Annotated in this window: 24 protein-coding genes; 13 read left to right on the plus strand and 11 right to left on the minus strand. The window is 59.5% G+C overall.

All coding sequences use genetic code 11. The features are described 5' to 3' along the window. Window positions 1-2 precede the first annotated feature (2 nt). Both ACR0I7_RS19200 and ACR0I7_RS19205 read right to left on the minus strand, forming a co-directional pair. On the minus strand, window positions 3-2,531 hold the full coding sequence (locus ACR0I7_RS19200; protein WP_480513852.1) for an ABC transporter permease: 2,529 nt from the start codon (window positions 2,529-2,531) through the stop codon (window positions 3-5). Next, the gene (locus ACR0I7_RS19205) at window positions 2,528-3,223 is read right to left on the minus strand and encodes an ABC transporter ATP-binding protein (RefSeq protein WP_480513854.1); all 696 of its coding nucleotides are present in this window, start codon (window positions 3,221-3,223) and stop codon (window positions 2,528-2,530) included. Before ACR0I7_RS19205 ends, ACR0I7_RS19200 begins: the two co-directional genes overlap by 4 nt. Window positions 3,224-3,288: 65 nt before the next feature. Here ACR0I7_RS19205 and ACR0I7_RS19210 point away from each other — a divergent pair, with 65 nt between their 5' ends. Together ACR0I7_RS19210 and ACR0I7_RS19215 are read left to right on the plus strand one after the other, a co-directional pair. After that, a complete protein-coding gene (locus ACR0I7_RS19210) occupies window positions 3,289-3,909 on the plus strand; it encodes an arylesterase (protein WP_480513896.1) in 621 nt (206 codons plus the stop codon). 9 nt (window positions 3,910-3,918) lie between these two features. After that, on the plus strand, window positions 3,919-4,533 hold the full coding sequence (locus ACR0I7_RS19215; protein ID WP_480513856.1) for an SOS response-associated peptidase: 615 nt from the start codon (window positions 3,919-3,921) through the stop codon (window positions 4,531-4,533). Window positions 4,534-4,540: 7 nt separating this feature from the next. Here the strand turns inward: ACR0I7_RS19215 and ACR0I7_RS19220 are convergent, their stop codons facing one another. Next, window positions 4,541-5,098 carry a L,D-transpeptidase gene (locus ACR0I7_RS19220; protein ID WP_480513858.1) on the minus strand — a complete coding sequence of 186 codons (558 nt, stop codon included), beginning with the start codon at window positions 5,096-5,098 and terminating at the stop codon, window positions 4,541-4,543. Between the two features lie 185 nt (window positions 5,099-5,283). Then, window positions 5,284-5,490 (minus strand): cold-shock protein, encoded by a 207-nt coding sequence (locus tag ACR0I7_RS19225; RefSeq protein ID WP_480513860.1) that lies wholly within the window; start codon window positions 5,488-5,490, stop codon window positions 5,284-5,286. A 327-nt stretch (window positions 5,491-5,817) separates the two neighbouring features. Here ACR0I7_RS19225 and ACR0I7_RS19230 point away from each other — a divergent pair, with 327 nt between their 5' ends. Next, window positions 5,818-6,369, plus strand: a complete 552-nt coding sequence (locus ACR0I7_RS19230; RefSeq protein ID WP_480513862.1) for an REP-associated tyrosine transposase — start codon at window positions 5,818-5,820, stop codon at window positions 6,367-6,369. Between the two features lie 262 nt (window positions 6,370-6,631). Here ACR0I7_RS19230 and ACR0I7_RS19235 read toward each other — a convergent pair whose 3' ends face one another. After that, window positions 6,632-7,360, minus strand: coding sequence for a DUF4145 domain-containing protein (locus ACR0I7_RS19235; RefSeq protein ID WP_480513864.1), 729 nt, complete (start codon window positions 7,358-7,360; stop codon window positions 6,632-6,634). 3 nt (window positions 7,361-7,363) lie between these two features. Beyond that, complete coding sequence (gene ettA / locus ACR0I7_RS19240; RefSeq protein ID WP_480513866.1) at window positions 7,364-9,019, minus strand: energy-dependent translational throttle protein EttA; 1,656 nt, start codon at window positions 9,017-9,019, stop codon at window positions 7,364-7,366. A 139-nt stretch (window positions 9,020-9,158) separates the two neighbouring features. Here ettA and ACR0I7_RS19245 point away from each other — a divergent pair, with 139 nt between their 5' ends. The 3 genes from ACR0I7_RS19245 (at window position 9,159) to dacB (ending at window position 11,828) form a co-directional block, all read left to right on the plus strand. After that, entirely contained in the window at window positions 9,159-9,629 is a 471-nt protein-coding gene (locus tag ACR0I7_RS19245) for an MOSC domain-containing protein (RefSeq protein ID WP_480513868.1), read from the plus strand. 32 nt (window positions 9,630-9,661) lie between these two features. After that, window positions 9,662-10,282, plus strand: a complete 621-nt coding sequence (locus tag ACR0I7_RS19250) for a nicotinate-nucleotide adenylyltransferase (protein WP_480513870.1) — start codon at window positions 9,662-9,664, stop codon at window positions 10,280-10,282. Window positions 10,283-10,349: 67 nt separating this feature from the next. Then, entirely contained in the window at window positions 10,350-11,828 is a 1,479-nt protein-coding gene (dacB, locus tag ACR0I7_RS19255) for a D-alanyl-D-alanine carboxypeptidase/D-alanyl-D-alanine endopeptidase (protein ID WP_480513872.1), read from the plus strand. Here dacB and ACR0I7_RS19260 read toward each other — a convergent pair. Both ACR0I7_RS19260 and ACR0I7_RS19265 read right to left on the minus strand, forming a co-directional pair. Then, complete coding sequence (locus tag ACR0I7_RS19260) at window positions 11,825-12,247, minus strand: tellurite resistance TerB family protein (RefSeq protein WP_480513874.1); 423 nt, start codon at window positions 12,245-12,247, stop codon at window positions 11,825-11,827. The two genes, dacB and ACR0I7_RS19260, sit on opposite strands and share 4 nt — an antisense overlap. Window positions 12,248-12,381: 134 nt before the next feature. Beyond that, window positions 12,382-12,729, minus strand: a complete 348-nt coding sequence (locus ACR0I7_RS19265) for a hypothetical protein (RefSeq protein WP_480513876.1) — start codon at window positions 12,727-12,729, stop codon at window positions 12,382-12,384. Between the two features lie 300 nt (window positions 12,730-13,029). Between ACR0I7_RS19265 and ACR0I7_RS19270 the strand changes: the two genes are divergently transcribed. From ACR0I7_RS19270 to ACR0I7_RS19280, 3 genes are all read left to right on the plus strand, one after another. Next, window positions 13,030-14,604 carry a lysine--tRNA ligase gene (locus ACR0I7_RS19270; protein WP_480513877.1) on the plus strand — a complete coding sequence of 525 codons (1,575 nt, stop codon included), beginning with the start codon at window positions 13,030-13,032 and terminating at the stop codon, window positions 14,602-14,604. Window positions 14,605-14,652: 48 nt separating this feature from the next. Continuing rightward, window positions 14,653-15,054 carry a DUF4864 domain-containing protein gene (locus ACR0I7_RS19275; RefSeq protein ID WP_480513879.1) on the plus strand — a complete coding sequence of 134 codons (402 nt, stop codon included), beginning with the start codon at window positions 14,653-14,655 and terminating at the stop codon, window positions 15,052-15,054. Between the two features lie 136 nt (window positions 15,055-15,190). Beyond that, the gene (locus tag ACR0I7_RS19280; protein ID WP_480513880.1) at window positions 15,191-17,479 is read left to right on the plus strand and encodes a glycosyl hydrolase family 28-related protein; all 2,289 of its coding nucleotides are present in this window, start codon (window positions 15,191-15,193) and stop codon (window positions 17,477-17,479) included. A 38-nt stretch (window positions 17,480-17,517) separates the two neighbouring features. Here ACR0I7_RS19280 and ACR0I7_RS19285 read toward each other — a convergent pair whose 3' ends face one another. Next, window positions 17,518-18,252 carry a hypothetical protein gene (locus ACR0I7_RS19285; protein ID WP_480513882.1) on the minus strand — a complete coding sequence of 245 codons (735 nt, stop codon included), beginning with the start codon at window positions 18,250-18,252 and terminating at the stop codon, window positions 17,518-17,520. 78 nt (window positions 18,253-18,330) lie between these two features. Between ACR0I7_RS19285 and ACR0I7_RS19290 the strand changes: the two genes are divergently transcribed. From ACR0I7_RS19290 to ACR0I7_RS19300, 3 genes are all read left to right on the plus strand, one after another. Further along, entirely contained in the window at window positions 18,331-18,651 is a 321-nt protein-coding gene (locus tag ACR0I7_RS19290) for an antibiotic biosynthesis monooxygenase family protein (protein ID WP_480513884.1), read from the plus strand. Between the two features lie 72 nt (window positions 18,652-18,723). Then, window positions 18,724-19,131, plus strand: coding sequence for a universal stress protein (locus ACR0I7_RS19295; protein ID WP_480513886.1), 408 nt, complete (start codon window positions 18,724-18,726; stop codon window positions 19,129-19,131). A gap of 138 nt (window positions 19,132-19,269) precedes the next feature. Continuing rightward, window positions 19,270-19,713 (plus strand): excalibur calcium-binding domain-containing protein, encoded by a 444-nt coding sequence (locus ACR0I7_RS19300; protein ID WP_480513888.1) that lies wholly within the window; start codon window positions 19,270-19,272, stop codon window positions 19,711-19,713. Here the strand turns inward: ACR0I7_RS19300 and ACR0I7_RS19305 are convergent. Then, a complete protein-coding gene (locus tag ACR0I7_RS19305) occupies window positions 19,702-20,802 on the minus strand; it encodes a hypothetical protein (protein ID WP_480513890.1) in 1,101 nt (366 codons plus the stop codon). The genes ACR0I7_RS19300 and ACR0I7_RS19305 overlap by 12 nt on opposite strands. 108 nt (window positions 20,803-20,910) lie before the next feature. Continuing rightward, on the minus strand, window positions 20,911-21,417 hold the full coding sequence (locus tag ACR0I7_RS19310) for a hypothetical protein (protein WP_480513892.1): 507 nt from the start codon (window positions 21,415-21,417) through the stop codon (window positions 20,911-20,913). Window positions 21,418-21,595: 178 nt separating this feature from the next. Here ACR0I7_RS19310 and ACR0I7_RS19315 point away from each other — a divergent pair, with 178 nt between their 5' ends. Then, window positions 21,596-21,949, plus strand: coding sequence for an MmcQ/YjbR family DNA-binding protein (locus tag ACR0I7_RS19315; protein ID WP_480513894.1), 354 nt, complete (start codon window positions 21,596-21,598; stop codon window positions 21,947-21,949). Window positions 21,950-22,350 lie beyond the last annotated feature (401 nt).

Raw genomic sequence — 22,350 nt, forward strand, 5'->3', positions numbered from 1 at the left:
TCTCAGTCGCTGGCCCGCAGGATACGGGCCGGCCGGACCGAGAGTGGGCGCAGCGCAAAGGCCAGCCCTGCAAGCAGCGTGACAATGACACCGGCAAGGATGATGATCAGGGCCGATGACCATATGACGGCGAAATCCGTCTCAAAGATATAGGTGGCCACGGCCCATCCGCCGAGGATGCCGGTGAACAGCGCAATACAGCCAGCGGCCGCCCCCAGCAGAATGGCGCGCAGGGCAAAGCTGAGCAAGATGCGCCGCCGATCTGCGCCCAATGTCTTGAGGATGGCCGCCTCGTATCGCCGGGCCGGTTCGCCCGCTGCCGCGGCGCCGATCAGGACCAGAAATCCGGTCAGCAGCGAAACCCCGGCCCCGTATGAGGTGGCCGAGGCCAGACCCGCCAGCAGGCCCGACACGCGGTCAATGGCATCCCGCACACGGATGGCGGTCAGGTTGGGATATTGCCCACCCAGATCGCGCAGGATCGCGGCTTCGGCTTGTTCTTCGGCATAGACCGTTGCAATGAAACTGTGCGGCGCGCCGGACAGGGCGGACGGGTTCATTGACATGATGAACCCCATACCGGCGGTCGAAAAATCAACCTCGCGAAGCGACGTCAGCTGTGCCGTGATATCCCGGCCAAGGATGTTCACCGTTAACACATCGCCCAGCTTCAGACCCATTTCTGCGGCCTCTTCAGCGGCAAAGCTGACCTGCGGTAGGCCTGTATAGTCCTCAGGCCACCATGTGCCTTGGGTGATGCGCGTGTTATCGGGAGGCTTAACCGAATAGGTCACACCCCTGTCGCCCTCCAGCACCCAGTGATCCCCCGCCACGTCACGCGCAGCTTGCCCGTTGATCTGCGTGATGATGCCCCGCAGCATCGGGGCGCTTTCGATCCGGCTGACTGCGGGGTCGTTTTCCAGCCGCTGGAGAAAGCCGGGCATCTGGTCCTTTTGGATATCGACAAAGAAATACGACGGGGCCACATCCGGCAGGTTCCCCGAGATGGCATTGCGCAGCGTCCCGTCGATTTGCCCAACCGCTGCCAGGACCGAAAGCCCCAGACCCAGAGACAAGACCACCGACGCCGCACCCTCACGCGTGTCCGAGATCGCCGCAAGCGCCCAGCGCAAGGCCGGGTGCCCGCGTACCGAAGAAATCCCGGCGCAGGCCAGCCACCGCACGGCAACAGCCGCAAGAGACAGCACAAGCAAAGCGCCCGCCAACCCGCCAGTCGTCCATAGGGTCAGCCATGTCGAACCGCTGAACCATGCGGCGGCGGCGACCAGCAGGGCCAGCCCAAGGGCGGTGGCGAAGACACAGGTCAGGCGCGGGATGCGCCGCGCCGATGACAGGGCATCGCGCATCAGGGTGGCGGCGCGCACCTCTTCGGTGCGGGCAAGGGGCCAGAGGGTGAAAAGAAAGGCGGTCAGCAGTCCATAGAGCGCGGCCTCGGCAAGGGGCTGCGGGTAGATCGAGAATACGGCAGGGACGGGCAGGCGCGCCTCGATCACCGGGGCCAGCATCAGCGGGGCCAGACCGCCCAGTGCGATGCCGATCACGATGCCGATGCAGGACAGGATACCGATCTGGATCAGATAGGTCTGAAAAATCGTTGCCCGATCCGCACCCAGCGTACGCAGGGTCGCGATGGTTTCTGTTTTTTGAGACAGATACGCGCGCACCGCCGCCGAAACGCCGATGCCGCCCACCACAAGCCCGGACAAGCCAACCAGAATCAGAAAGGCGCTAAGGCGCCCGACAAATTCCGCGATACCGGGCGCGCCGTTGCGCGCATCGGTCCAGCGCATTCCGGTGCCATCAAAAGCACTGCCCGCCTCGGAAGCCAGCCGGGCAAGATCGGTATTCTCGGGCAGGCTTAGCCGGTACTTGGTGGAAAACAAAGTGCCCGGTTCCAGTAGGCCAGACGCTTGCAAATCGCGCGTGCGCAGCAGTGTGCGCGGCCCCAGCGCAAACCCATCGGCGGCCCCGTCCGGCTCGTGCAGCAGGGCTGCCGTCAGGACGAAATCCTGTGTCCCAAGCGCAAAGCGATCCCCGATTTCAAGATCGAAGCGATCGATCAACAACGGGGCCATGACCGCGCCCGGCAGCCCGTCGCGGCCATCCAGCGCCTCGGACAAGGGCATCTCGGGCTGTAGGGTCACAGAACCGCGCAACGGATAGGCATCATCGACGGCTTTGACCTGTGTCAGCGCGCGCTGGGTGTCGTTGCCTTGCTGAATGACGGCCATGGATCGGAAATCGACCACCTCGGACAAATCCAGCGCGGTGTTCTCCATCCAGGCACGTTCGTCGTCATCGGCAAAGCGGTAGGTGAATTCCAATTGCGCATCGCCACCCAGCAGTGATGCGCCCTCCTTTGCCAAGCCGGTCTGAATTGCATAGCGGACCGACCCCACGGCGGCGATGGCGGCAACGCCTAGAGCAAGGCAGGCTAGGAAAATGCGAAACCCGCGTAAGCCGCCGCGCAGTTCACGCCGGGCCAGCCGTCCGGCCAGTCGCAGGCTCATTCGGCTGCCTCGCGCTCTGGCTGCGCGTCAATGCGACCGTCGCGCAACCGCACGACACGGTCGCATTTACGCGCCAGCGTATGGCTGTGCGTAACCAGCACCAGCGTTGCGCCATGGCGGTCCCGCAGACCAAACAACAGATCAACAATGGCCGCGCCGGTTGTTTCATCCAGATTGCCCGTCGGCTCATCCGCCAACAGGATCTGCGGGCGCGGTGCCGACGCGCGGGCCAATGCGACACGCTGCTGCTCGCCGCCGGACAGCTGCGCCGGATAGTGGTCGCGACGATGCGACAGGCCCACGGCCTCCAACTCGGCCCCGGCGCGTTCAAACGCGTCTTTGTGACCGGCCAATTCCAACGGCGTCGCGACATTCTCTAATGCCGTCATGGTGGGGATCAGGTGAAAGTTCTGAAACACCACGCCCATCGTGTCACGCCGAAATCGCGCCAGATCATCCTCCCCCATCGAGGTCAGATTGCGCCCCAGCGCCATAACACTGCCCCCCGTGGCCTGCTCAAGCCCGCCCATCAGCATCAGCAATGACGACTTGCCTGAACCGGAGGGTCCGATCAGGCCCAACGTCTCGCCCTGATTCACCTGCAAATGAATGTCGTGCAAGATTTCGACGCGACCTGCATTGCCATCCAGCGACAATGCGGCATTTTGGAGGTCCAGAACAGGTGTTGTCATCAGTCTTTCCGAAGGGATGTTGTCAATTGGGATATGGAGTGGTTCATACATTGCGCAAGGCTCTGATGTCAGGGCTGTTTGTATGTTGCGGCTTTGCCGCCACAGCAGAGCCGGTTGTGATCGCGGCCCTGGGAGATTCGTTGACGCAAGGCTATGGGCTGATCGCGGAAGATGGATTTGTGCCCCAGTTGGACCGTTGGCTGCAAGAGCAGGGCGCGGATGTCCAGCTGATCAATGCCGGTGTGTCGGGGGACACAACGGCGGGCGGCGCGGCACGGGTCGCATGGACGCTGACCCCGGACACAGACGCCATGATTGTCGCTTTGGGCGGGAATGACCTGTTGCGCGGAATCGACCCTGCGGTGTCGCGCGCTAATCTGGAAGAGATACTTGTTGCGGCAGAGGCAGCGAATGTCGAAGTGCTGCTGATCGGCATGCAAGCTCCGGGTAACTACGGCCCCGATTATAAACAAGCGTTTGATGCCATGTATCCCGAACTGGCGCAGCAGTATGGAACGCTGTTCGCCGACAGTTTCTTCAAAGGGCTCGAAGCAAATGGAGATCCCGCAGCGGTTGCCCGGTTGATGCAGCCTGATGGCATCCACCCCAATGCGGGTGGCGTGGCACTGATTGTTCAGGCTTTGGGTCCGTCAGTGCTGGAACTGGTGGACAGGGCCAACGACTAGGAGGCGGATATGCCCGGACGGTTCTTTCTGACCACACCTATCGCCGACATCGCGCGGCATTTGGGTATCGACGCGCCGCCCGACGCACAGCCGCCGCGCAGAAACATACAGCCGGGGCAGAGTATGATGGTGCTGACCGCCGATGGCTGGTCGTCGATGCGGTGGGGCATGATTCCCGTTGGTCGCGTGAACGCCCGTGGGCGTCCGGTGATGGAGACAATTATCAATGCCCGATCAGAAACCGTGTTCGACAAAAGCGCTTTCGATGGCGTTGGCCGCGCGGTTGTCCCTGTGGATGGCTGGTATGAATGGACCGGAGAGAAGCGCCGCAAAACCGCGTGGCGTATCGCTCCGTCCGACGGCGCGCCCCTGTATTTCGCAGCGATCACAGACAGGTGGACTGCACCGGGTGGGATGCAAATTGACCAGTTCGCAACGGTGACCTGTGCGCCGAACAAAGATGTTGAGCCGATCCATCACCGGATGGGCGTCATCCTGGACAAGGCCGACATCAACATCTGGCTCACCGGGTCAGAAGAGCAGGCACAGACGCTGGCACAGCCCTGGCCCGAAGGGCGCCTGCATATTGCTGAGGCCACGGATGTTGACTGGTCCGCGCCCTGAGCGTAGCTCAGACGACCGTGACAACGGTACCGATGGGAACCCGGTTATACAGGTCGATCACATGCTCGTTCAACATCCGGATGCAGCCGTTTGAAACTGCATGACCGATGGTCTGTGGCTGCGTCGTGCCGTGAATGCGGAAATAGGTGTCGACGCCATTCTGGAACAGGTACAGCGCCCGCGCACCCAGCGGATTGTCACCACCGCCCGGCTGCACATAGTCGTTGTCTTTGAACTTGGCATAGGCGACGGGGTCGCGCTCGATCATCTCATTTGTCGGCCGCCATGTGGGCCATTCCTTCTTGACGTCGATGGTGGCCGTGCCGGTGAATTCGAGCCCGGCTTTGCCCACACCACAACCATATCTGACCGCTTTGCGCGGTTCGGTCACGTAGTACAGATAGAAGGAACGCGGCGCGACCAGCAACTGCCCGGGCAGGAATTGCTTTTTGATGCGCACGAATTGTGGTGTCGGGTCGTATTCGACCTTCTTTTTCTTGGCTTGGGCGATGCCCGGCAGCAGACTGACAGCTGTTCCAGCCATAAATACGCGGCGTGTGAACATGAGGTGTCCCCTTCAAGTGATCAAAATAATCAGAGCTATAGTTTCAAAATCACAGCTAACTTGGTCAATTGTAGGGCGAAAATAACCTAAAATTGATCTCACGCGAGTGCCATCACGGCAACTTGGGTCAATTCAGGTTAGATGTATGTAAAAAGGGTGAGGAATTTCCTCACCCTTTCAATGTCTTATGCGAGCTCGATGTTGTCGGCGCTCTCACGGCCATCGCGGCCCGAGCGCAGCTCGTATGTGACTTTCTGGTTGTCGGCCAGACCGGTCAGGCCCGAGCGTTCGACAGCAGAGATGTGAACAAAGATGTCCTTGCCGCCATCTTCGGGTGCGATAAAGCCATAGCCTTTGGTGGTGTTGAACCATTTTACGGTGCCTGAGGGCATATCCGTTGTCTCCTGTTTAGTGCTGCCCACGGTGTTGCGGCAGCCCGGCGTCGTCGTCTGTATCGATAGACTGAGCGCCGGAATCGGAGACAGTGGGTCGAAATAGAAAAACGTTAGCCCCTTGGATATGGCATTGGGGCGATGATGTGGCAAGGGTAGATTGTCTGGTTTGTACAAAGGTTTGAAGGGGATTTGTCCGGTTTGTACAAGAATCCGCCGATGGGTTTGGCTATGGTCTTGGCGAGTTTCGATGCTCTTGGGTTATCCTTTCGGCGCCCGTGACCGGCCTTTAGAACCCGTTAACCTTCTTCGTGATCCCCTCACGACATGAGCAACTATCGGCGCGTTCGGATTCCCGGAGCCAAGTACTTCTTCACCGTCTCTCTGGCTGACCGGTCGTCCGACCTGCTGACACGCGAAGTGGCGCATTTGCGCGCGGCCTTTGCGGTGACACAGAAGGAGCGGCCATTCTGGTGCGATGCGTTTGTTGTGTTGCCCGATCATTTGCACGCGGTCTGGACTCTGCCGCCGGGGGATGCGGATTATTCGACGCGGTGGGGTGCGATCAAGGCGCGATTTACGCGTCGGGTGAAAGCGTCGGGAGTGGTGGGGTGGAACCCCACCACTCTACGCACGGCTTCGAAAATCGCGAAAGGGGATGCCGGGATTTGGCAACGCCGGTTTTGGGAACATGCCATTCGGGACGAGCGCGATTACCGCAATCACATGGCGTATTGTTGGGGCAATCCGGTCAAGCATGGGTTGGTGGAACACCCGACCGATTGGCCGTATTCGTCAATCCATCGCGATATTCGTGCGGGCCGGGTTGATCCGGAATGGAGTGGTGTGGTCACCGAGGGCACGTTTGGAGAGCCGTAGGATGGGGTTTCACCCCATCATTTGGGAGGTCGGAGTATTGAAGTGGTTTGGTACGTGGGAACAGGTCGTGCGGGTGTTCGGATATGATCGTTGCGTGAGAGATGGGGTGAAACCCCATCCTACGCTTGCTACGAATTGATTGAAGGGTTTCGATACGCCTCATCGGCGGATGTTGGCAAAGTCGCCGGTGTCGCACGCATTGCCGGGCTGAAGCCCGGCCCACAAGATGAAGTGATGGGTGCGAGCACCCATCCTATGTATTCTACGACTTCTTCTGGGCAGCCTTCTCGTCTGCAATTTCTTTCACGCGAGCAAAGCGATCTTTGCGTTTTTGGCGCTCGACATACCATTCATCGAACAGCGTTTCGATCAATTCGATCAGAACTTGTGCTTCATCGGGTTCGACATCTACGATAACGTTGATGTCTTTTTCCATATGTGCACCAATGTTCCCAATTTGCCGTATATGGTCAATTGCTTCCACGCTGTCTATCGATACGCCTGTGGGAGCGTTTCCGTTGTCCGCCAAGTCTTTCAACTCAGCAATTTCTTTGAACAGTGTCGGTTTCGAGATGCCACAAAAATCGCGGATCATCCCTTGCAAACAGCGTCTTGCTAAAGTTGCAGATGCTTTGGGGCTCAACGTTCTGATTTTGCAAGCTTCGACATAGTCTTCACGTAGGGGCAGAGGGATGTATTCTGGGAACACCTTGGCGTTGGAATCGGGGAATAGTCTTTTCGACACTATCGTCCCATCTTCAACGAAGTAGCGGTTGCCGCCATTAGAACCCATTTGGCCTAACGTTACATGAACCGTCGGCATCATACAGTCGGGATTTGCGCAACAGGCTGCAATTGACTTGATGCCGATATAACCAAGGGCTGATTTTGTCATGTAGAAAGTGCTGCTCTTGTCATCAAAATCAGCGTTTGTACCGGTTTGCCGCATGCTACAATGTGGGCATACCCAATTCTGAGCAAAATCAGCCATTTCTCACCGCGCAAATTTCTTGTGCTTCAACCGCTTGGGCTCCAGCGCGTCCGGTCCCAGACGGCGCTTTTTGTCCTCTTCGTAGTCTTCGAAATTGCCTTCGAACCATTCCACATGCGCGTCGCCCTCAAAGGCCAGAATATGCGTGCAGATGCGGTCGAGGAAGAAACGGTCGTGTGAGATGACGACGGCGCAGCCTGCGAAATCGACCAGCGCGTCTTCCAGGGCGCGCAGGGTTTCGACGTCGAGGTCGTTGGTGGGTTCGTCGAGCAGCAGGACGTTGCCGCCCTCTTTCAGCAGGCGGGCCATGTGGACGCGGTTACGTTCACCACCTGACAGCAACGAGACCTTCTTCTGCTGGTCGCCGCCCTTGAAGTTGAAAGACGAGCAATAGGCGCGGGAATTGACCTGAGCGTCGCCCAGCTGGATGATCTCGGCGCCGCCGGTGATCGCTTCCCACACGGTGTCGCCATCCTTGAGGTCGTCGCGGGACTGGTCGACATAGGACAGCTCGACCGTGTCGCCCAGCGTGATGGTGCCGCTGTCGGGCTGTTCCTGACCGGTGAGCATCTTGAACAGGGTCGATTTACCGGCGCCGTTGGGGCCAATGACACCGACAATCCCGCCGGGGGGCAGAGCAAAGTCGAGCTTTTCGATCAGTTGCTTGTCGCCCATGTGCTTGGCCAGACCCTCGACCTCGATCACCTTGCCGCCAAGGCGCTGGCCGTTGGGGATGACGATCTGGGCGCGGGTCAGCTTTTCGCGTTCGGACTGGTCTGCCAGCTCGTTATAGGCGTTGATCCGGGCCTTGGATTTGGCCTGACGGGCCTTCTGGCCCTGACGCATCCATTCCAGTTCGCGCTGCAGGGTCTTCTGCTTGGACTTGTCTTCGCGCGCTTCCTGCTCCAGCCGTTTGGCTTTTTGTTCCAGCCACGCGGAGTAGTTGCCCTCGTATGGAATGCCGCGGCCCCGGTCGAGTTCGAGGATCCAGCCAGTGATGTCATCCAGGAAATAGCGGTCGTGGGTGACGATCAGGATGGTGCCCTTGTAGTCGATCAGGTGCTGTTGCAGCCAGGCGATGGTTTCGGCGTCCAGGTGGTTGGTCGGTTCGTCCAAGAGCAGCATGTCGGGCGCTTCGAGCAGCAGCTTGCAGAGCGCTACGCGACGTTTCTCACCCCCCGAGAGGTTGGCGATGTTGGCGTCGTCCGGCGGGCAGCGCAGCGCTTCCATCGAGACGTCGATCTGGCTGTCGAGGTCCCAGAGGTTCTGGCTGTCGATCTCATCCTGCAGCTTGGCCATCTCGTCGGCGGTTTCGTCCGAGTAGTTCATGGCTAGATCGTTATAGCGGTCGAGGATCGCCTTCTTCTCAGCCACGCCCAGCATGACGTTTTCGCGGACGGTGAGTGATTCATCCAGCTGCGGTTCCTGCGGCAGATAACCAACCTTGGCACCTTCGGCGGCCCAGGCCTCACCCGTATAGTCCTTGTCGAGCCCGGCCATGATCTTCATCAGGGTCGATTTACCCGCGCCGTTGACGCCGACAACACCGATTTTCACGCCGGGCAGAAAGCTCAGGTGGATGTTTTCAAAGCACTTCTTGCCACCAGGATAGGTCTTTGAGACACCCTGCATGTGGTAGACATATTGATAGGCGGCCATGTCGCGTCCTCTGGGTCGGGGAAATTGAGTTGGGCGGTGTGATAGCCGAGCCGGGCGGGCGGGGCAAGCTGGAGGGCTTGTGAATTTTGCGACCAGATTTTGCTTGATAAAAGGGTTACAGGAGTAGGTGGAGGCATCGTTGGCGGGTTTGGCGGAACTGATAGCTGGTTGGGCGCAGCCGGGACGGGTTGACTGGATTGGACTGCGACCAGAGCGGCGGGCGGAGATGGTCGCGGTGGATGAGATCCTGATCTCTGCTGATGGCCTTGACGGCGACCGCAGCAGGGCGGGCAAGCGGGCGGTAACGCTGATCCAGCAGGAGCATTTGGCGGCGATTGGGTCTTATCTGGGGCGGGGTGCGGTTTCGCCCGAAATCCTGCGGCGCAATCTGGTGGTTTCGGGGATCAATCTGGTGGCCCTTAAAGGGCGCGAGGTGCAAGTAGGAGAGGCGGTTTTGCGCTTTACTTTGATATGTGCGCCTTGCAGTCGGATGGAGGAGGCTTTGGGTCAAGGCGGCTATTCTGCTGTGCGGGGGCATGGCGGGTGGTGTGCGGAAGTTCTGCGGCCCGGGCGGGTGCGGCTGGGGGATGCGGTGCAGCCGATTGATTGACAACGCGCTTCAGTTCTGAACATCAGCAAAGGATGCAGCGCAGTACGATACCATATGTGCGGCCCGGGCAGGTCGTGGGGGTGTTTGGGGGGTCGTTTGATCCCCCGCATCAGGGGCATGTGCATGTGACGCGGGAGGCTATGAAGGCGTTTGGGCTGGATCGGGTGTGGTGGCTGGTGTCTCCGGGCAATCCGTTGAAGGAGCGCGGGCCTGCGCCGCTGGCGCAACGGGTTCAGGCGGCGAAGGCGGTGATGCAGCATCCCCGGGTTGAGGTGACGGATATTGAGGCGCTGACGGGGACGCGGGCGACGGCGGATACGCTGGCGGCGCTCAGACGGCTTTATCCGCAGGTGCGGTTTGTCTGGCTGATGGGGGCCGATAATCTGGCCCAGTTTCACAAGTGGAAAGACTGGCGGCAGATTATGGACAGTGTTCCGGTCGGCGTGGTGGCGCGGCCGGGGGATCGGATTTCGGCGCGGATGTCGCCGGCGGCGCGGACTTATGCCAAATATCGGATCGACGGGCAGGCGCGGCATTTGTTGGGGCGCTCGACCGCGCCAGCATGGTGTTTTGTGAACGTGCCGATGGTTGACATGAGTTCAACCGATCTTCGCAATCGCGGCATCTGGGGGGATGGAGTGTTGCCCGAATGACTCCTCTCGGGTCATAATCTTAACCAAGTGATTGTCTGTATTTAAACTCTGGGATTCATATAGACCCATGGTCGGTCGTATTTCGCGTCGTTTATTTCTGGGGGGGCTGGGATCGCTTGTGATCCCTGGCACTGGCTGGGCCGGGGCCCCGACAACATCGCTGCGCCCGCAATTGCGCCGTGTCGAACTGAGCGGTGTGGAGCGGGTCATCAAGGCCGCCGGGCTGAAGGGCGAGGTGGCCTTTGCCGTATCGGATGTCAAATCCGGGGCGCAGCTTGAGGCCTATGGAAGTGCTGAGGGGCTGCCGCCTGCTAGCGTCGCCAAGGCGCTGACGGCGCTCTATGCGCTGGATGTACTGGGGCCGGACTACCGGTTCGAGACCGCGCTGATTGCGGATGGGCCGGTCGAGAATGGCATTCTCAAAGGGGATTTGATCCTGGTTGGGGGTGGTGACCCGCTGCTGGATACGGACGCGCTGGCGACCATGGCGGCCAATCTGCGCGAGGCGGGAATCACCGAGGTGCGGGGCGCGTTCAAGGTCTATGACGGGGCGTTGCCCTATGTGTTAAGCATCGATCCCGGACAACCCGATCACGTGGGCTACAGCCCTGCCATCAGCGGCGTTTCATTGAATTTCAACCGGGTGCATTTCGAATGGAAACGGGAGGGCACCGGGTATGACATCAGCATGGATGCCCGCAGTGCGCGGTACACGCCGGCGGTTGAGATGGCCGCTATGCGGGTCGAGAACCGCAGCCTGCCGATTTACACCTATCAGGCCAGTGCCCGGCAGGATCGCTGGACCGTTGCCAAAGGCGCGCTGGGCAAGGGTGGCGCGCGCTGGTTGCCGGTGCGCAAGCCAGCGCTGTATGCGGGCGATGTGTTCCGAACGCTGGCGCGGTCAAACGGCATTGTTCTGGGGCGGGTACAGGTCACGCAGCAGGCGCCCGAGGGGCAGCCGCTGGTGGTGCATCTGAGCGATCCGCTGGAGAGCATTCTGAAAGGTATGCTGAAATACTCGACCAATCTGACGGCCGAGATGGTGGGCCTTGCGGTCACACGGGCGCGCGGTGCTGCGCCGCAGTCGCTGGCGGATTCGGCGGCGGAAATGAACCGCTGGGCGTTTGAGACCTATGGCACCCCGAATGTGCGAATGGTCGATCATTCGGGGCTGGGCGGAACATCGCGGATGGCCCCGGCGGATCTGGTCACCGCGCTGGTGCGTGCGCGAGAGGCCGGGATGTTGCGGCATCTGCTCAAGCCCTTTGCGCTGAAGGACAGCAACGGGCGCGCGATCAAGGGGCATCCGATCACGGTGGATGCCAAGACCGGTACGCTGAATTTCGTCTCGGGGTTGGGCGGCTATGTGACCACTGCGGCTGGGGCCGAGCTGGCCTTTGCGATCTTTACCGCCGACGTGCCGCACCGCGAAACGATTCCCCGCGCGAGTCGCGAACGCCCGGATGGCGCGCGCAGCTGGAACCGCCGCTCGCGCAAGCTGCAGCAGACGCTGATCGAGCGTTGGGGTGCTTTATACGGCAGCTAGACGGTGTGGCGCGCCCGTGCGCCGCGTTCGATGGCGGCGGCGTGCAGCCGGTCGATACTCAGCTCATACCGGATTTCTTCCAGCAGGCGCAGCTCGGTTTCTGCCAGTGCACCATCCGCAGCGGCAACGTCGCAGGCCAGCGCATAGGCGGTTTCGTTCAATCGTTCGGGCAGGTTGTCGCGGATCAGGCCAAAGAGAGCATCCAGGCCGTCCTCTTGTTCAAACAAATCAAACACGATTTGCGATACGCGACGGGTGCGGTCGATGTCATAACCGGCAAAAACCGGCAGCATATTCACGGCCCCTTCGATTTTGACCAGTTCGGCGGTGCGGATGTTCTCGTCCGAGGCAGAGACGGCCACCATGATCGCAACAAGGCAATCCTGCGGAGACATGGGATGAGGAGCTTGCTCGGGCATAGTGTTATTGTCCTGAATAATACGTCTGTTGCCGCACGATAGGAGCGGGCGCGCAGAGGTTCAACAGGAAGTTCGCCACAGGCCGCCCAGCGGATCACGGCGCGGCGGCCGGGCGCTGGGGCCCGGCTTTGGCGTCAGGAAGCGGCGCAGATGCCGCGGTCATAGGTTTGACCGGCCCCTTTCACCATCATGTCGTATTCAAGCTTGTCATAATCGACGACAAAGGTGATGACGTTTTTGTCCTGCATCAGTAGGAAGGTCATGCTGTTCACGCCGGGATAGATATTGGCCTCGCCCTCAAGGGTTTTGGTCATGATAAAACCCTTGTCGGAGCCGCCCGAGCGCACGAGGGTGACGTTGCTTTGGTCCATGGAGGACACGCAGTTGACGAAAAAGTCGTCCAGTTGAACAGCGGTTTCGGCAAAGGCGGGGGCAGCGGTGAAAGCAGCTGCCGCCAACAGGGCGCGCGTTTTCGGAAACATTTGGGGGGTCCTTTTCTGATCGGTGATGCCCGAGGGGGGCGGGGCACGGTTACGTCTCGATTTGAAATTTGACTTGCATGTGGCTGATTTGTGGTGCGGCCTCACACAAACGTGGGTTTGCCGGGCTCCACGGTAACAAACCCGTTACCCGCGCCGTCTGAGCGCCCGGTGCCGGAGTTTTGCGGTCTTAGGCGATGAATTGGGCGCGGCTTTATTGACTCATGCTGCATCCGCACAATAGGAGAGCAGGATTGGCTGCATGGGGCGGCTGACAGTATTCCCCGACGGAGATCGAAGCAAATGTCTGACCTGCGTGAAACCGCGATGACGTCCAAGGCGTGGCCGTTTGAAGAGGCGCGGCGGTTGCTCAAACGGTACAAACAAGGCGCTCCGGAGAAGGGATATGTGCTATTCGAGACGGGTTATGGCCCCTCGGGACTGCCGCATATCGGCACCTTCGGCGAGGTGGCGCGGACCACGATGGTCCGGCGCGCGTTTGAGGCGCTGTCGGATATCCCGACCAAGCTGATCTGTTTCTCGGACGATCTGGACGGGATGCGGAAGGTGCCCAGCAATGTGCCGAACCCCGAGCAGTTGCAGGACTATCTGCAATGCCCGCTGACCGCGGTGCCCGATCCGTTTGGGGAATACCCCAGCTTTGGCGAATACAACAACGCGATGCTGCGCCGGTTCCTCGATACCTTCGGGTTCGACTATGAATTCTATTCCTCGCGCGACTTCTACCGCTCGGGCCAGTTTGACGAGATCCTGAAACGCGCGGTTGAGAAATATGATGACGTCATGGCCATCATGCTCAAAAGCCTGCGGGAAGAGCGCCAGCAGACCTATTCGATCTTCCTGCCGATCCACCCCGAGACCGGGCGGGTTTTGTATGTGCCGATGAAAAAGGTCTGTGCAGAGACCTATACCGTGACCTTCGATGACGAGGATGGCAAGGAATGGACGCTGCCCGTCACGGGTGGCAACGTCAAACTGCAGTGGAAGCCCGATTTCGGCGCGCGCTTTGCCGCGCTGGGCGTGGATTTCGAGATGTATGGCAAGGAACATGCCACCAACGAGAAAATCTATGACGCGATCTGCCGGGCTTTGGGGGGTCGTGCGCCCGAGCATTTCAGCTATGAGCTGTTTTTGGATGAGAACGGGCAGAAGATTTCCAAGTCGTCCGGTAATGGGGTGTCGATCGACGAATGGCTGACCTATGCGCCGACCGAGTCGCTGGCTTATTTCATGTATCAAAAGCCCAAGACTGCCAAGCGGATGCATTTCGATGTGATCCCGAAGGCCTATGATGAGTATCATCAGCAGCTTCGGGCTTATCCGGGGCAGGAGCTAAAAGCGCAGCTGAACAACCCGGTCTGGCATATTCACGGTGGGGATGTGCCCGAGTCCACGTTGATGGTGCCCTTTGCGATGTTGTTGAATCTGGCGTCGGTTTCGGGGGCCGAGGATAAAGAGGCGCTGTGGGGCTTCATCTGTCGCTATGCGCCTGAGGCGACCGCCGAGACCCATCCCGATCTGGATGAGGCGGCGGGCTTTGCGGTGCGCTACTTCAACGATTTCGTTAAACCGACACGCAAACACCGCGCGCCGACCGATCAGGAACGCGAGGCGATGGAGGCGTTGAAAGCGGCCTTGGAAGCCTATGATGGGCCTGTCGAAGATGAGGCGCTGCAATCGGTGGTCTATGCGGTTGGCCGTGATCGTTTCGATCCGCTGCGGGGCTGGTTCACGGCGCTGTACGAGGTGCTGTTGGGGGCATCGCAGGGTCCGCGGTTCGGTGGGTTTATCGCACTCTATGGCGTGCCGGAAACCATCGCTCTTATCGACAAGGCACTGGCCGGAGAGCTGACCTGATTTGACCTGATCCCGCGTGGGGCTATCCTTGGTGCAGGAGGTGGATCCATGCGTCGACTATTGCTTGCTGTATCTTTAAGCGCCGGACTGGCATCCGGGGCCTTTGCACAAAATGCCGAGATCGAGTCGAATATCGCGGCACAGATCGAAGCGTTTAAGGCGGATGATTTTGCCACTGCCTTCACCTTTGCCAGCCCCAATATTCAGCGGTTGTTCGGCAACCCGGACAATTTTGGCGCCATGGTACGCAATGGCTATCCGATGGTCTGGCGGCCTGCAGATGTGCGGTTTTTGGAACTGCGCGAGATTGCCGGAAACCTGTGGCAGAAGGTTATGGTAGTGGATGGCGACGGGCGCGCACATATTCTCGATTATCAGATGATCCGGCGGGAAAATGGCTGGAAGATCAACGGCGTGCAGCTGCTGGGCAACGCGGACCCGGCGGCCTGACGCAACACCACCGTCACGGTTGGATGAGTGGCGGTTAATCCCTTTTCGATACTCAGATTTTTGCGTTCGGGCTGGCCCGGGCACGAGGGTTATACGCGCGGCGACCTGAGGCGGCGCGACTGAGAAAGGGATTTCTATGAACAAAGCAATCACCGACGGCATCGTGTTCACACCGCCCGCCTTTGCCAATGGTTTGGGCGTCTGGTCGAGCGGCGACGGCACGCCGGGATCACCCACCTATGACGGCTCGGGAACCGGTGCGTTTGTCCCTGCAGACCCGGATTTCGCGGGCTGTCTGGAGGTTCTCAAGGTCAATGCCACCCAGCAGGTCCGGTATATGGGGCAAACGCCGATCCTGCCCGGCTGCTATTTGCAGATCACGGCACGGGTCAAGGCCATTTCAGGCCCGCTGCCGCAGGTGCGTATCGCGGCCTGGGCTGGTGGCGCGGGCGATGTCCACGTCACGGGCGTGGTCGAACAGGGCCCAGCGGTGCAGCTGTCTGGTTACGGCACCGTGCATGAGATTACGGCCATTGTGGGCACCGGCCAGCGTCCGGGCGTGGATATGCCATGGGGTGTCTCGGTGCTCTATGGTCATTTCGGGGTGGATATCGACGGCACAAACGGTGCGGTCGTGCGGGTCGACGATCTTGAGATCACCGATGTCACCAACGTCTTCCTGCGCGACATGATCGGCTTTGTCGATGTCCGTGACTTTGGCGCGGTCGGCGACGGCGTGACCGATGACTCGGCCGCGTTTGAGGCGGCGGATCAGGCCGCAGGCGGGGGCCGCATTTTGGTGCCCAAAGGCACATATCATCTGGCGCAGAACACCAGCATGTCCTCGGAGATTGAATTCGAAGGCACCGTCACCATGCCCGATGACGCGATGCTGCTGCTGACCAAGAACTTTGACCTGCCGACCTATATCTCGGCCTTCGAGGACGAGACGCTGGCGTTCAAAAAGGCGTTTCAGGCGCTGTTGAACAATACCGACCATGAATCGCTGGATTTGGGCGGGCGTAAGATTTCGGTCAGCGCGCCGATTGATATGGCTGCCGCCGTACCCAACCGGCAGAGCGGGTTCTCAACCCGGCGCGTCATCCGCAACGGGCAGTTTGATGTCAAAAGCAGCAGCGCCTGGGACACCGAGAATTTCAGTTCGGTCGCGACCTATGATCCGGCGCGGCCCTATACGCTGACCAATGTGGTGAATGTCGCGAACATCCCCGTGGGCGCTCTGGTCGAGGGCAGCGGCGTCGGCCGCGAGGTTTATGTCAGCGACAAGAATGAAGGGGCCGGAGAGCTTACGCTGAGCGCGCCGATCTACAATGCATCCGGCACGCAGAACTTCGACTTTACGTCGTTCAAATACCTGCTGGATTTCAGCGGCTTCAGCACGCTGCGCAAGTTCGGGATGGAGCAGATCGAGTTTCAGTGCAACAGCCGTTGCAGTGCGATCCGTCTGGCGCCTTCTGGCAGTACCTTTACGCTGGCGAACTGCTTTATCAGCCGTCCGAAGGACCGCGGCATCACCTCGATTGCGACCGGGTGTCAGGGTATGCTGATCGACAATTGCCAGTTCCTGTCCAGCGAAGAGTCGTTTGAGGTGCAGGACCGGACCTCTATTGCGATCAACGCAAATGCCAACGACATCAAACTGCGCCACAATCTGGGCAACCGATTCCGGCATTTTGCGGTGCTGGGGGGCGACAACAACCTGGTTCTGGGCAACCACTTTTATCAGGGGGACAATACGTCCAACGGTGTGCGCCAGCCCGGTCTGGTGATGATCGGCGACTTTAACAGCTCAAAGATTTCGGGGAACTACATCGACAACTGCTTTGTCCAGTGGACGAACGAGCGCGATACCGCACCGAACTACAGTGCCGGCTATTCGTTCAGCGCGATGAGCATCACCGACAACATCTTTTACGCCAGCACCCCCGCGCCCTGGTTCAGCTTTATCGTTGTGCGCCCCTATGGCAGCGGGCATTTCCTGAACGGATTGACCGTGTCCGGCAACGTCTTCAGGACTGCGAACGGGCAGATCGATCGTGTCGAACGGGTGGACACCACCTTTGCGGATCTCAACCGCGACCGGTATGTGAACATCAAGTTCGACGGCAATACCTATCACGGTGTGACGACCCATACCGCCAATCCTCTGCGCATCCGGCATGAGCAGCATTCAGAGGCTCATGCCTGGGTGGTTGGGTCAGGGGGCAGGCTGCCTTTTGGCGGATATGCGCGCAACTGCGACAGTTTTACCCCGCTTGGGGCACCCAGAAACGTGTTCAACACAATCAGCTATGCCGCAGCCCACGCAGATGTACAGCAGGGCGCGGCGCGGGATCAGGTAATCTTGCGCTGGCCTGAGGCGCTGAGAGGGTTCGCATCGGTGACGATGCGCGTCGAGAACTGAGGTGCAATGCCGGCCGCCCCTAGTGGGCGGCTGGTCCGCTAGAATTCGTGCCATAAGGCCAGCTTTGCGCCGGTTGACTCCTGCGCTGCGTTGCGTTCGACGCCCAGAACCCAGGTTTTCTTGCTTTTGCGGGTGCGGATCATCACCGAGGGGCGGGCGCTCCAGTAAAAGGGACGGCCGGGTGTGTATGATGTTTCGATCTGCAGCAGTGGGTTGAACAGACGTTGGGCGGACAATCCCGCGGTCAGATCGAGCTTGCGGATCACGGCCTCATGCGTCCGGTATTCTAACGCCGTATCAACTGCGACCCAGCCGCTGCCCCAACCGGTCTGGAAGCCCTTTCCATAAGACAACGTGGCCTTGTACATCGCCCAGGCCTGCATTTGGCGATGATGTACCCCGGCCCCCAGTTCCACTGCGAACCGGCCTTTATCGCCCAGATCGGCAAGCGGCAGGCGGGCAAAGATAAGGGCATGGCCATAGAGGTTTTGATGTTCCTCGGCATCCAGGCCAAGCGTCAGCCCCGGTCGCAGGCCCCATTCCGCATAAAGAGACGACTTGTATTCAAAGCTGCCGTACTGGCTGGGAAACCCGGTGACCGACAGGGCGGTGAAGCCATGGTCTTTCTCGCGCAGCCATGCCCCCGGCCAGGCCGGACCGGACAGCGCAAACAGGCAAAGGACGAGGGCGGCAAGACGATGCATGGGCGCAGCTTCGGTAATCTTGGTTAACGGATGGTTATCTGCGCGGGTATTTCGGAACGCTTTGGTCACATCTCGGCGGGCTGGCGAAGGAAACAGAAGACCTTTGGCAAAGCTGTGCTAGGCTTGGATCAGCCAAGGGAGATTCCGATGCCAAACATTTCAAAAAACTCAGGTGTTCAAACTGTTATCACGACGTTTGAGGTGACCCCCGGAACCTGCGAAGACCTTTTGGAGGCTTTGACCGACGCCTATGCTAACTTTATCTCAAAGCAGCCGGGTTTTGTTGCCGCTGGCCTGCATGTGAATGACGCGCAGACCCGAATTGCCAATTATTCGCAATGGGAGCGCCGCGACGATTTTCTGGCGATGCTGCGCGCGCCCGAGATGAGGAACCGCAATCGCAAGATCAATGAACTGTGCAAAGGGTTCGAGCCGGTCATGTACGACGTTGCCGAAACCTTTGACTGATCCTGACCTAAATCAAAGATGTGATGTGCGTTCAGGTTCAGACTGCTGCCGTAGATTACGGAGGCACGCATCATGTATCACAACATCCTGGTTCCGATTTCCTTTGACGTCGAGCGGGATATCTCGGGCCCGCTGAAACTTGCGCAAATGCTTGCGACACCGGATGCAAAAGTCACGCTGCTGCATGTGGTCGAGCATATCCCCGAATACGCGATCTCTTATATGCCGGTTGAATACCTGACCGAGGCGCGCAAGGCGATTCAGGTCGAGCTGGATGCTCTGGCCGAAAAGGTGCCGAATGCGAAGGGCGAACTGATCGAAGGGCATTCAGGCCGGACCATTCTTGACTGGGCCGAGGCCAACAAACCCGATCTGATCATCATGGCATCGCATCGTCCGGGGATGCAGGATCTGCTGTTGGGCTCGACCGCGGCGCGTGTGGTGCGCCACGCGAAATGTGCGGTTCACGTGACGCGGTGAGGCTTGCTGGCCTCGTGGCCGGGCGCGAGGCCGCCCGGTGCGGGGCCTGATGGCAAAGCCGGTTGTCTGAGGCAGCGGTTCTGACTAAATCTGCGGGTGGCCATGGCTTTGCCACATAGTTTGAATACAGCGACCCTTATGAAGTCTGAACACTTGCCATCAGAAGAGACCATCCCAAATCCGCGTTCGTCCCGGCGGCAGCGGCGGGCCGATGCGACGCGCAGACACGCCTTGTCGCCGCTGCGTATCTTTCTCATGGTACTGGTTCTGCCGGTCACTGTCGCGACAATTGCGCTCGGCGTCTATTTCCGGACGACCGATTATGAACATACGGATGCCGTGCTGCATCTGGTGGCGCTTGCGGGCTGCGATGCGGCGCATGCGCTGGGCATGGGAACGGTGCGTGAAGGGCAGCCAGGTTATCATGTGCGCAATGACCCCGATGGGGATGGGGTGGCCTGCGAAGTTACAGCCGCTGGCATAACTCCAACCCCGATAGTGTCCGCACCCGCGACTCCGGCGCTTGCACCGCAGGCACCGAGCCAGCGCAAGGTGGGGAATGCAAAGTTCCTAAAACCCTGAGGGGCGCGGATAGAACGGTTTGGTCAGGCTTGTAATGTCATGCCCGACCCAGCTGAGTTCGCCCGCAGCCAGAACGATATCGCCGGGATACAGCGCATCCATCTGCGCGCCGTCTATCTCACAGGCCACGAGTTTGCGGTTCTGAAAATACGTTGCGCGATGCGGGGCACCCTGCACTGATAATAGTTCGATGCAACCTCGGTCTGCTTGTTTATCCGCAGTTTGCGTCACTTTGTATCGCAGGGTTTGATCTGTGTTGTCCGTGGCGGCGTTCCAGGCCCAGGGCAGGCCGTCAAAGGCGACCAGACCAAACAGCAATGCGGTGGTCAGCGGGACGCCGACCAGTGTCATCAACACACGCCGGACCGGTCCGATCTGCGCTTGTCGTGACGTGGGTTTGCGCAGCCACATCGCCAGAAAGACGGGCAGGACAGCAACCGCTGCAAGCCCTGCGAAAACCGGATAGAAATTGGCATCCAACCAATCCAGATATGGTTCTGACGGAACGGTTTTTCCGTAACGAGAGGCGAAGATGGACGCCAGTAGCATGGCCGTAAAAGGCAGGCAGATGACAAGATCCCAGAAATCGGTGCGGCGATACGGCGATGCCGGTTCTGTGGTGGGTTTATCTGCAGCGGCTGGGGCTGCGCCGGGGGTCGTGGGCGCGCGCGCCTCGCGAAAGGACAGGCCCAGCGGGAAGTAGAATATCAGGAACAGCCCGACGACAATGCCGATGACAGCGTAAAAGCCCGTGTCATCCAGATAAGGCGCCAACAGGCCTGCCCCTGCTTCGCGCGCGCCGTCAAAGGTTGCAACGCTGAAGAACAGCCAGATCACGCTGGTGAACACAAAAAGGACACGTCCGGTGAACCGCAGGCTATGGCGCAGGGCCCAATCCTGCAGGCCGGGCAGCAGGTAAATCAGCGCCATGCCGGTAAAGAAACCCGCAAGGCTGAGTGGGATATAGAGGTTATGCGTTGGCCCGCCGTCATAGGACAGCGCCGAGCTGGCCATCAGATACGCGCAGTAGAGCCCAAACAGACCGATGAGGCGCGCGGCCACATCGCTTAACAACAAGCCCCAGCGCATCCTGTCTACTCCTGAACTCACTACTCTTTTGGTTGAGGACGTCAGTAGGCAGGGATTATGGGCATTCTATGGCATCAGTTTGCAGTTATCGTGCGCGCGAGATGGCTTTCATTTAACGCGCAAGGCGGTTTTCAGCTCGGTAATCGCGTCGACTTGAGACCGGGACAGATCCTCGCCCGCCAGCGGTATCAACACCTGCTGCAGCTGGTCCCAAGCTTGACCCTCATCGATCTTGCTCAGCCGACGTGCCAGGCGCGGGACGGCGGCTTTGGCACCGTTGCACTGGGTCATCAGCCAACGGCCCAGAACCTCCATCTCATGCGCTTCTTCCTCGGAGCAGCGTAGTTTGCTGCGCAGCAGGACATGCAGCTGCTGGCGCTGTTCAGCGGTGGGCAGGTCATCAAGCTCGATAAAGGATTGCGCAAGGGCGCAGATTGCGATGCGGGTGTCATCGATGCCTTCGACTGGATGGGCGTTAGCGACCTTGCGAAAGGCCAGCTTACGCGGCGCGTTGCGGATCGTGGTGGCGACATCCTGCGCGGTGTCCAGCGCCTCGCGCGGGTTATTGCGGATCCACCACCAGACGGCACCGCCAATCGCGGTGAGGATAAGCATGACAATCGGCACCGTGGAAACTCCTGAATTCAAATGTAGGGCGATAATTCCGCTCTTTTACAGGGAATTGCAACCGTTGCGCGCGACGCGCGGGCAAGGTGTGCGGATGTTGCATCTGTTTCGCCGGGTACTGTGATCCGGGCTTGTCCCGCGCCGCATTGACCGTCAGGGTCAGGCCATGACAAGGGATGATTTCAACAGCTTTTGCGCAGGGCTCAAAGCCACCTCTCATGTGGTGCAATGGGGCAATGCGGATGTGTGGAAAGTGGGCGGCAAGGTTTTTGCGATCTGCGGCTGGAATGACGGCAAGGACGCGTTCACCTTCAAGGCCACCGATCTGGCCTTTGAAGTGCTGGGCGACGAACCCGGCATCCGCCCCGCGCCCTATCTGGCGTCTCGGGGCATGAAATGGTTGCAGGTCTATGAGGAACGCGGCATGAGCGATGCCTCCCTGCGCGAGCATATCGTGACCTCGTATGATCTGGTCGTGGCCAAACTTACCAAGAAGATGCGGGCCGAGTTGGGGCTGTAGGATGGGGTTTCACCCCATCACGTGTTGAGATGTCCGAGATAAGATGGGTTTAAAACCCATCCTACTCTTGCTGATGGTTGATGTGTTTGGAATGTGTAGGGTCGAGAGTGCCGGCGTAGGGTGGGTTAATGTCCCATGATGTATTCGGGTAGACTAGTAGTGTTGAGTTGGAAACTGATCCGACAGATGGTGTGATCGAATTTGTAAGGTCTCAACCTAAAAGTAGAAATACGAGATGCCCAAAAGAACTATTGAATACAAGTTGGAGAATGATGACCAACTCAATGGTTTTTGACCCAGCCCCTTGATCCGGGCCGTTTGGATGTAGAATCCGTTCCTGTTTCTTTCTCGTGTTTAGGTTGCGGTCAAGGCCTGCTGAGCGGAGCCGTTGCGTAGCTCAA

This window comes from Ruegeria sp. AM1 (assembly GCF_056540745.1).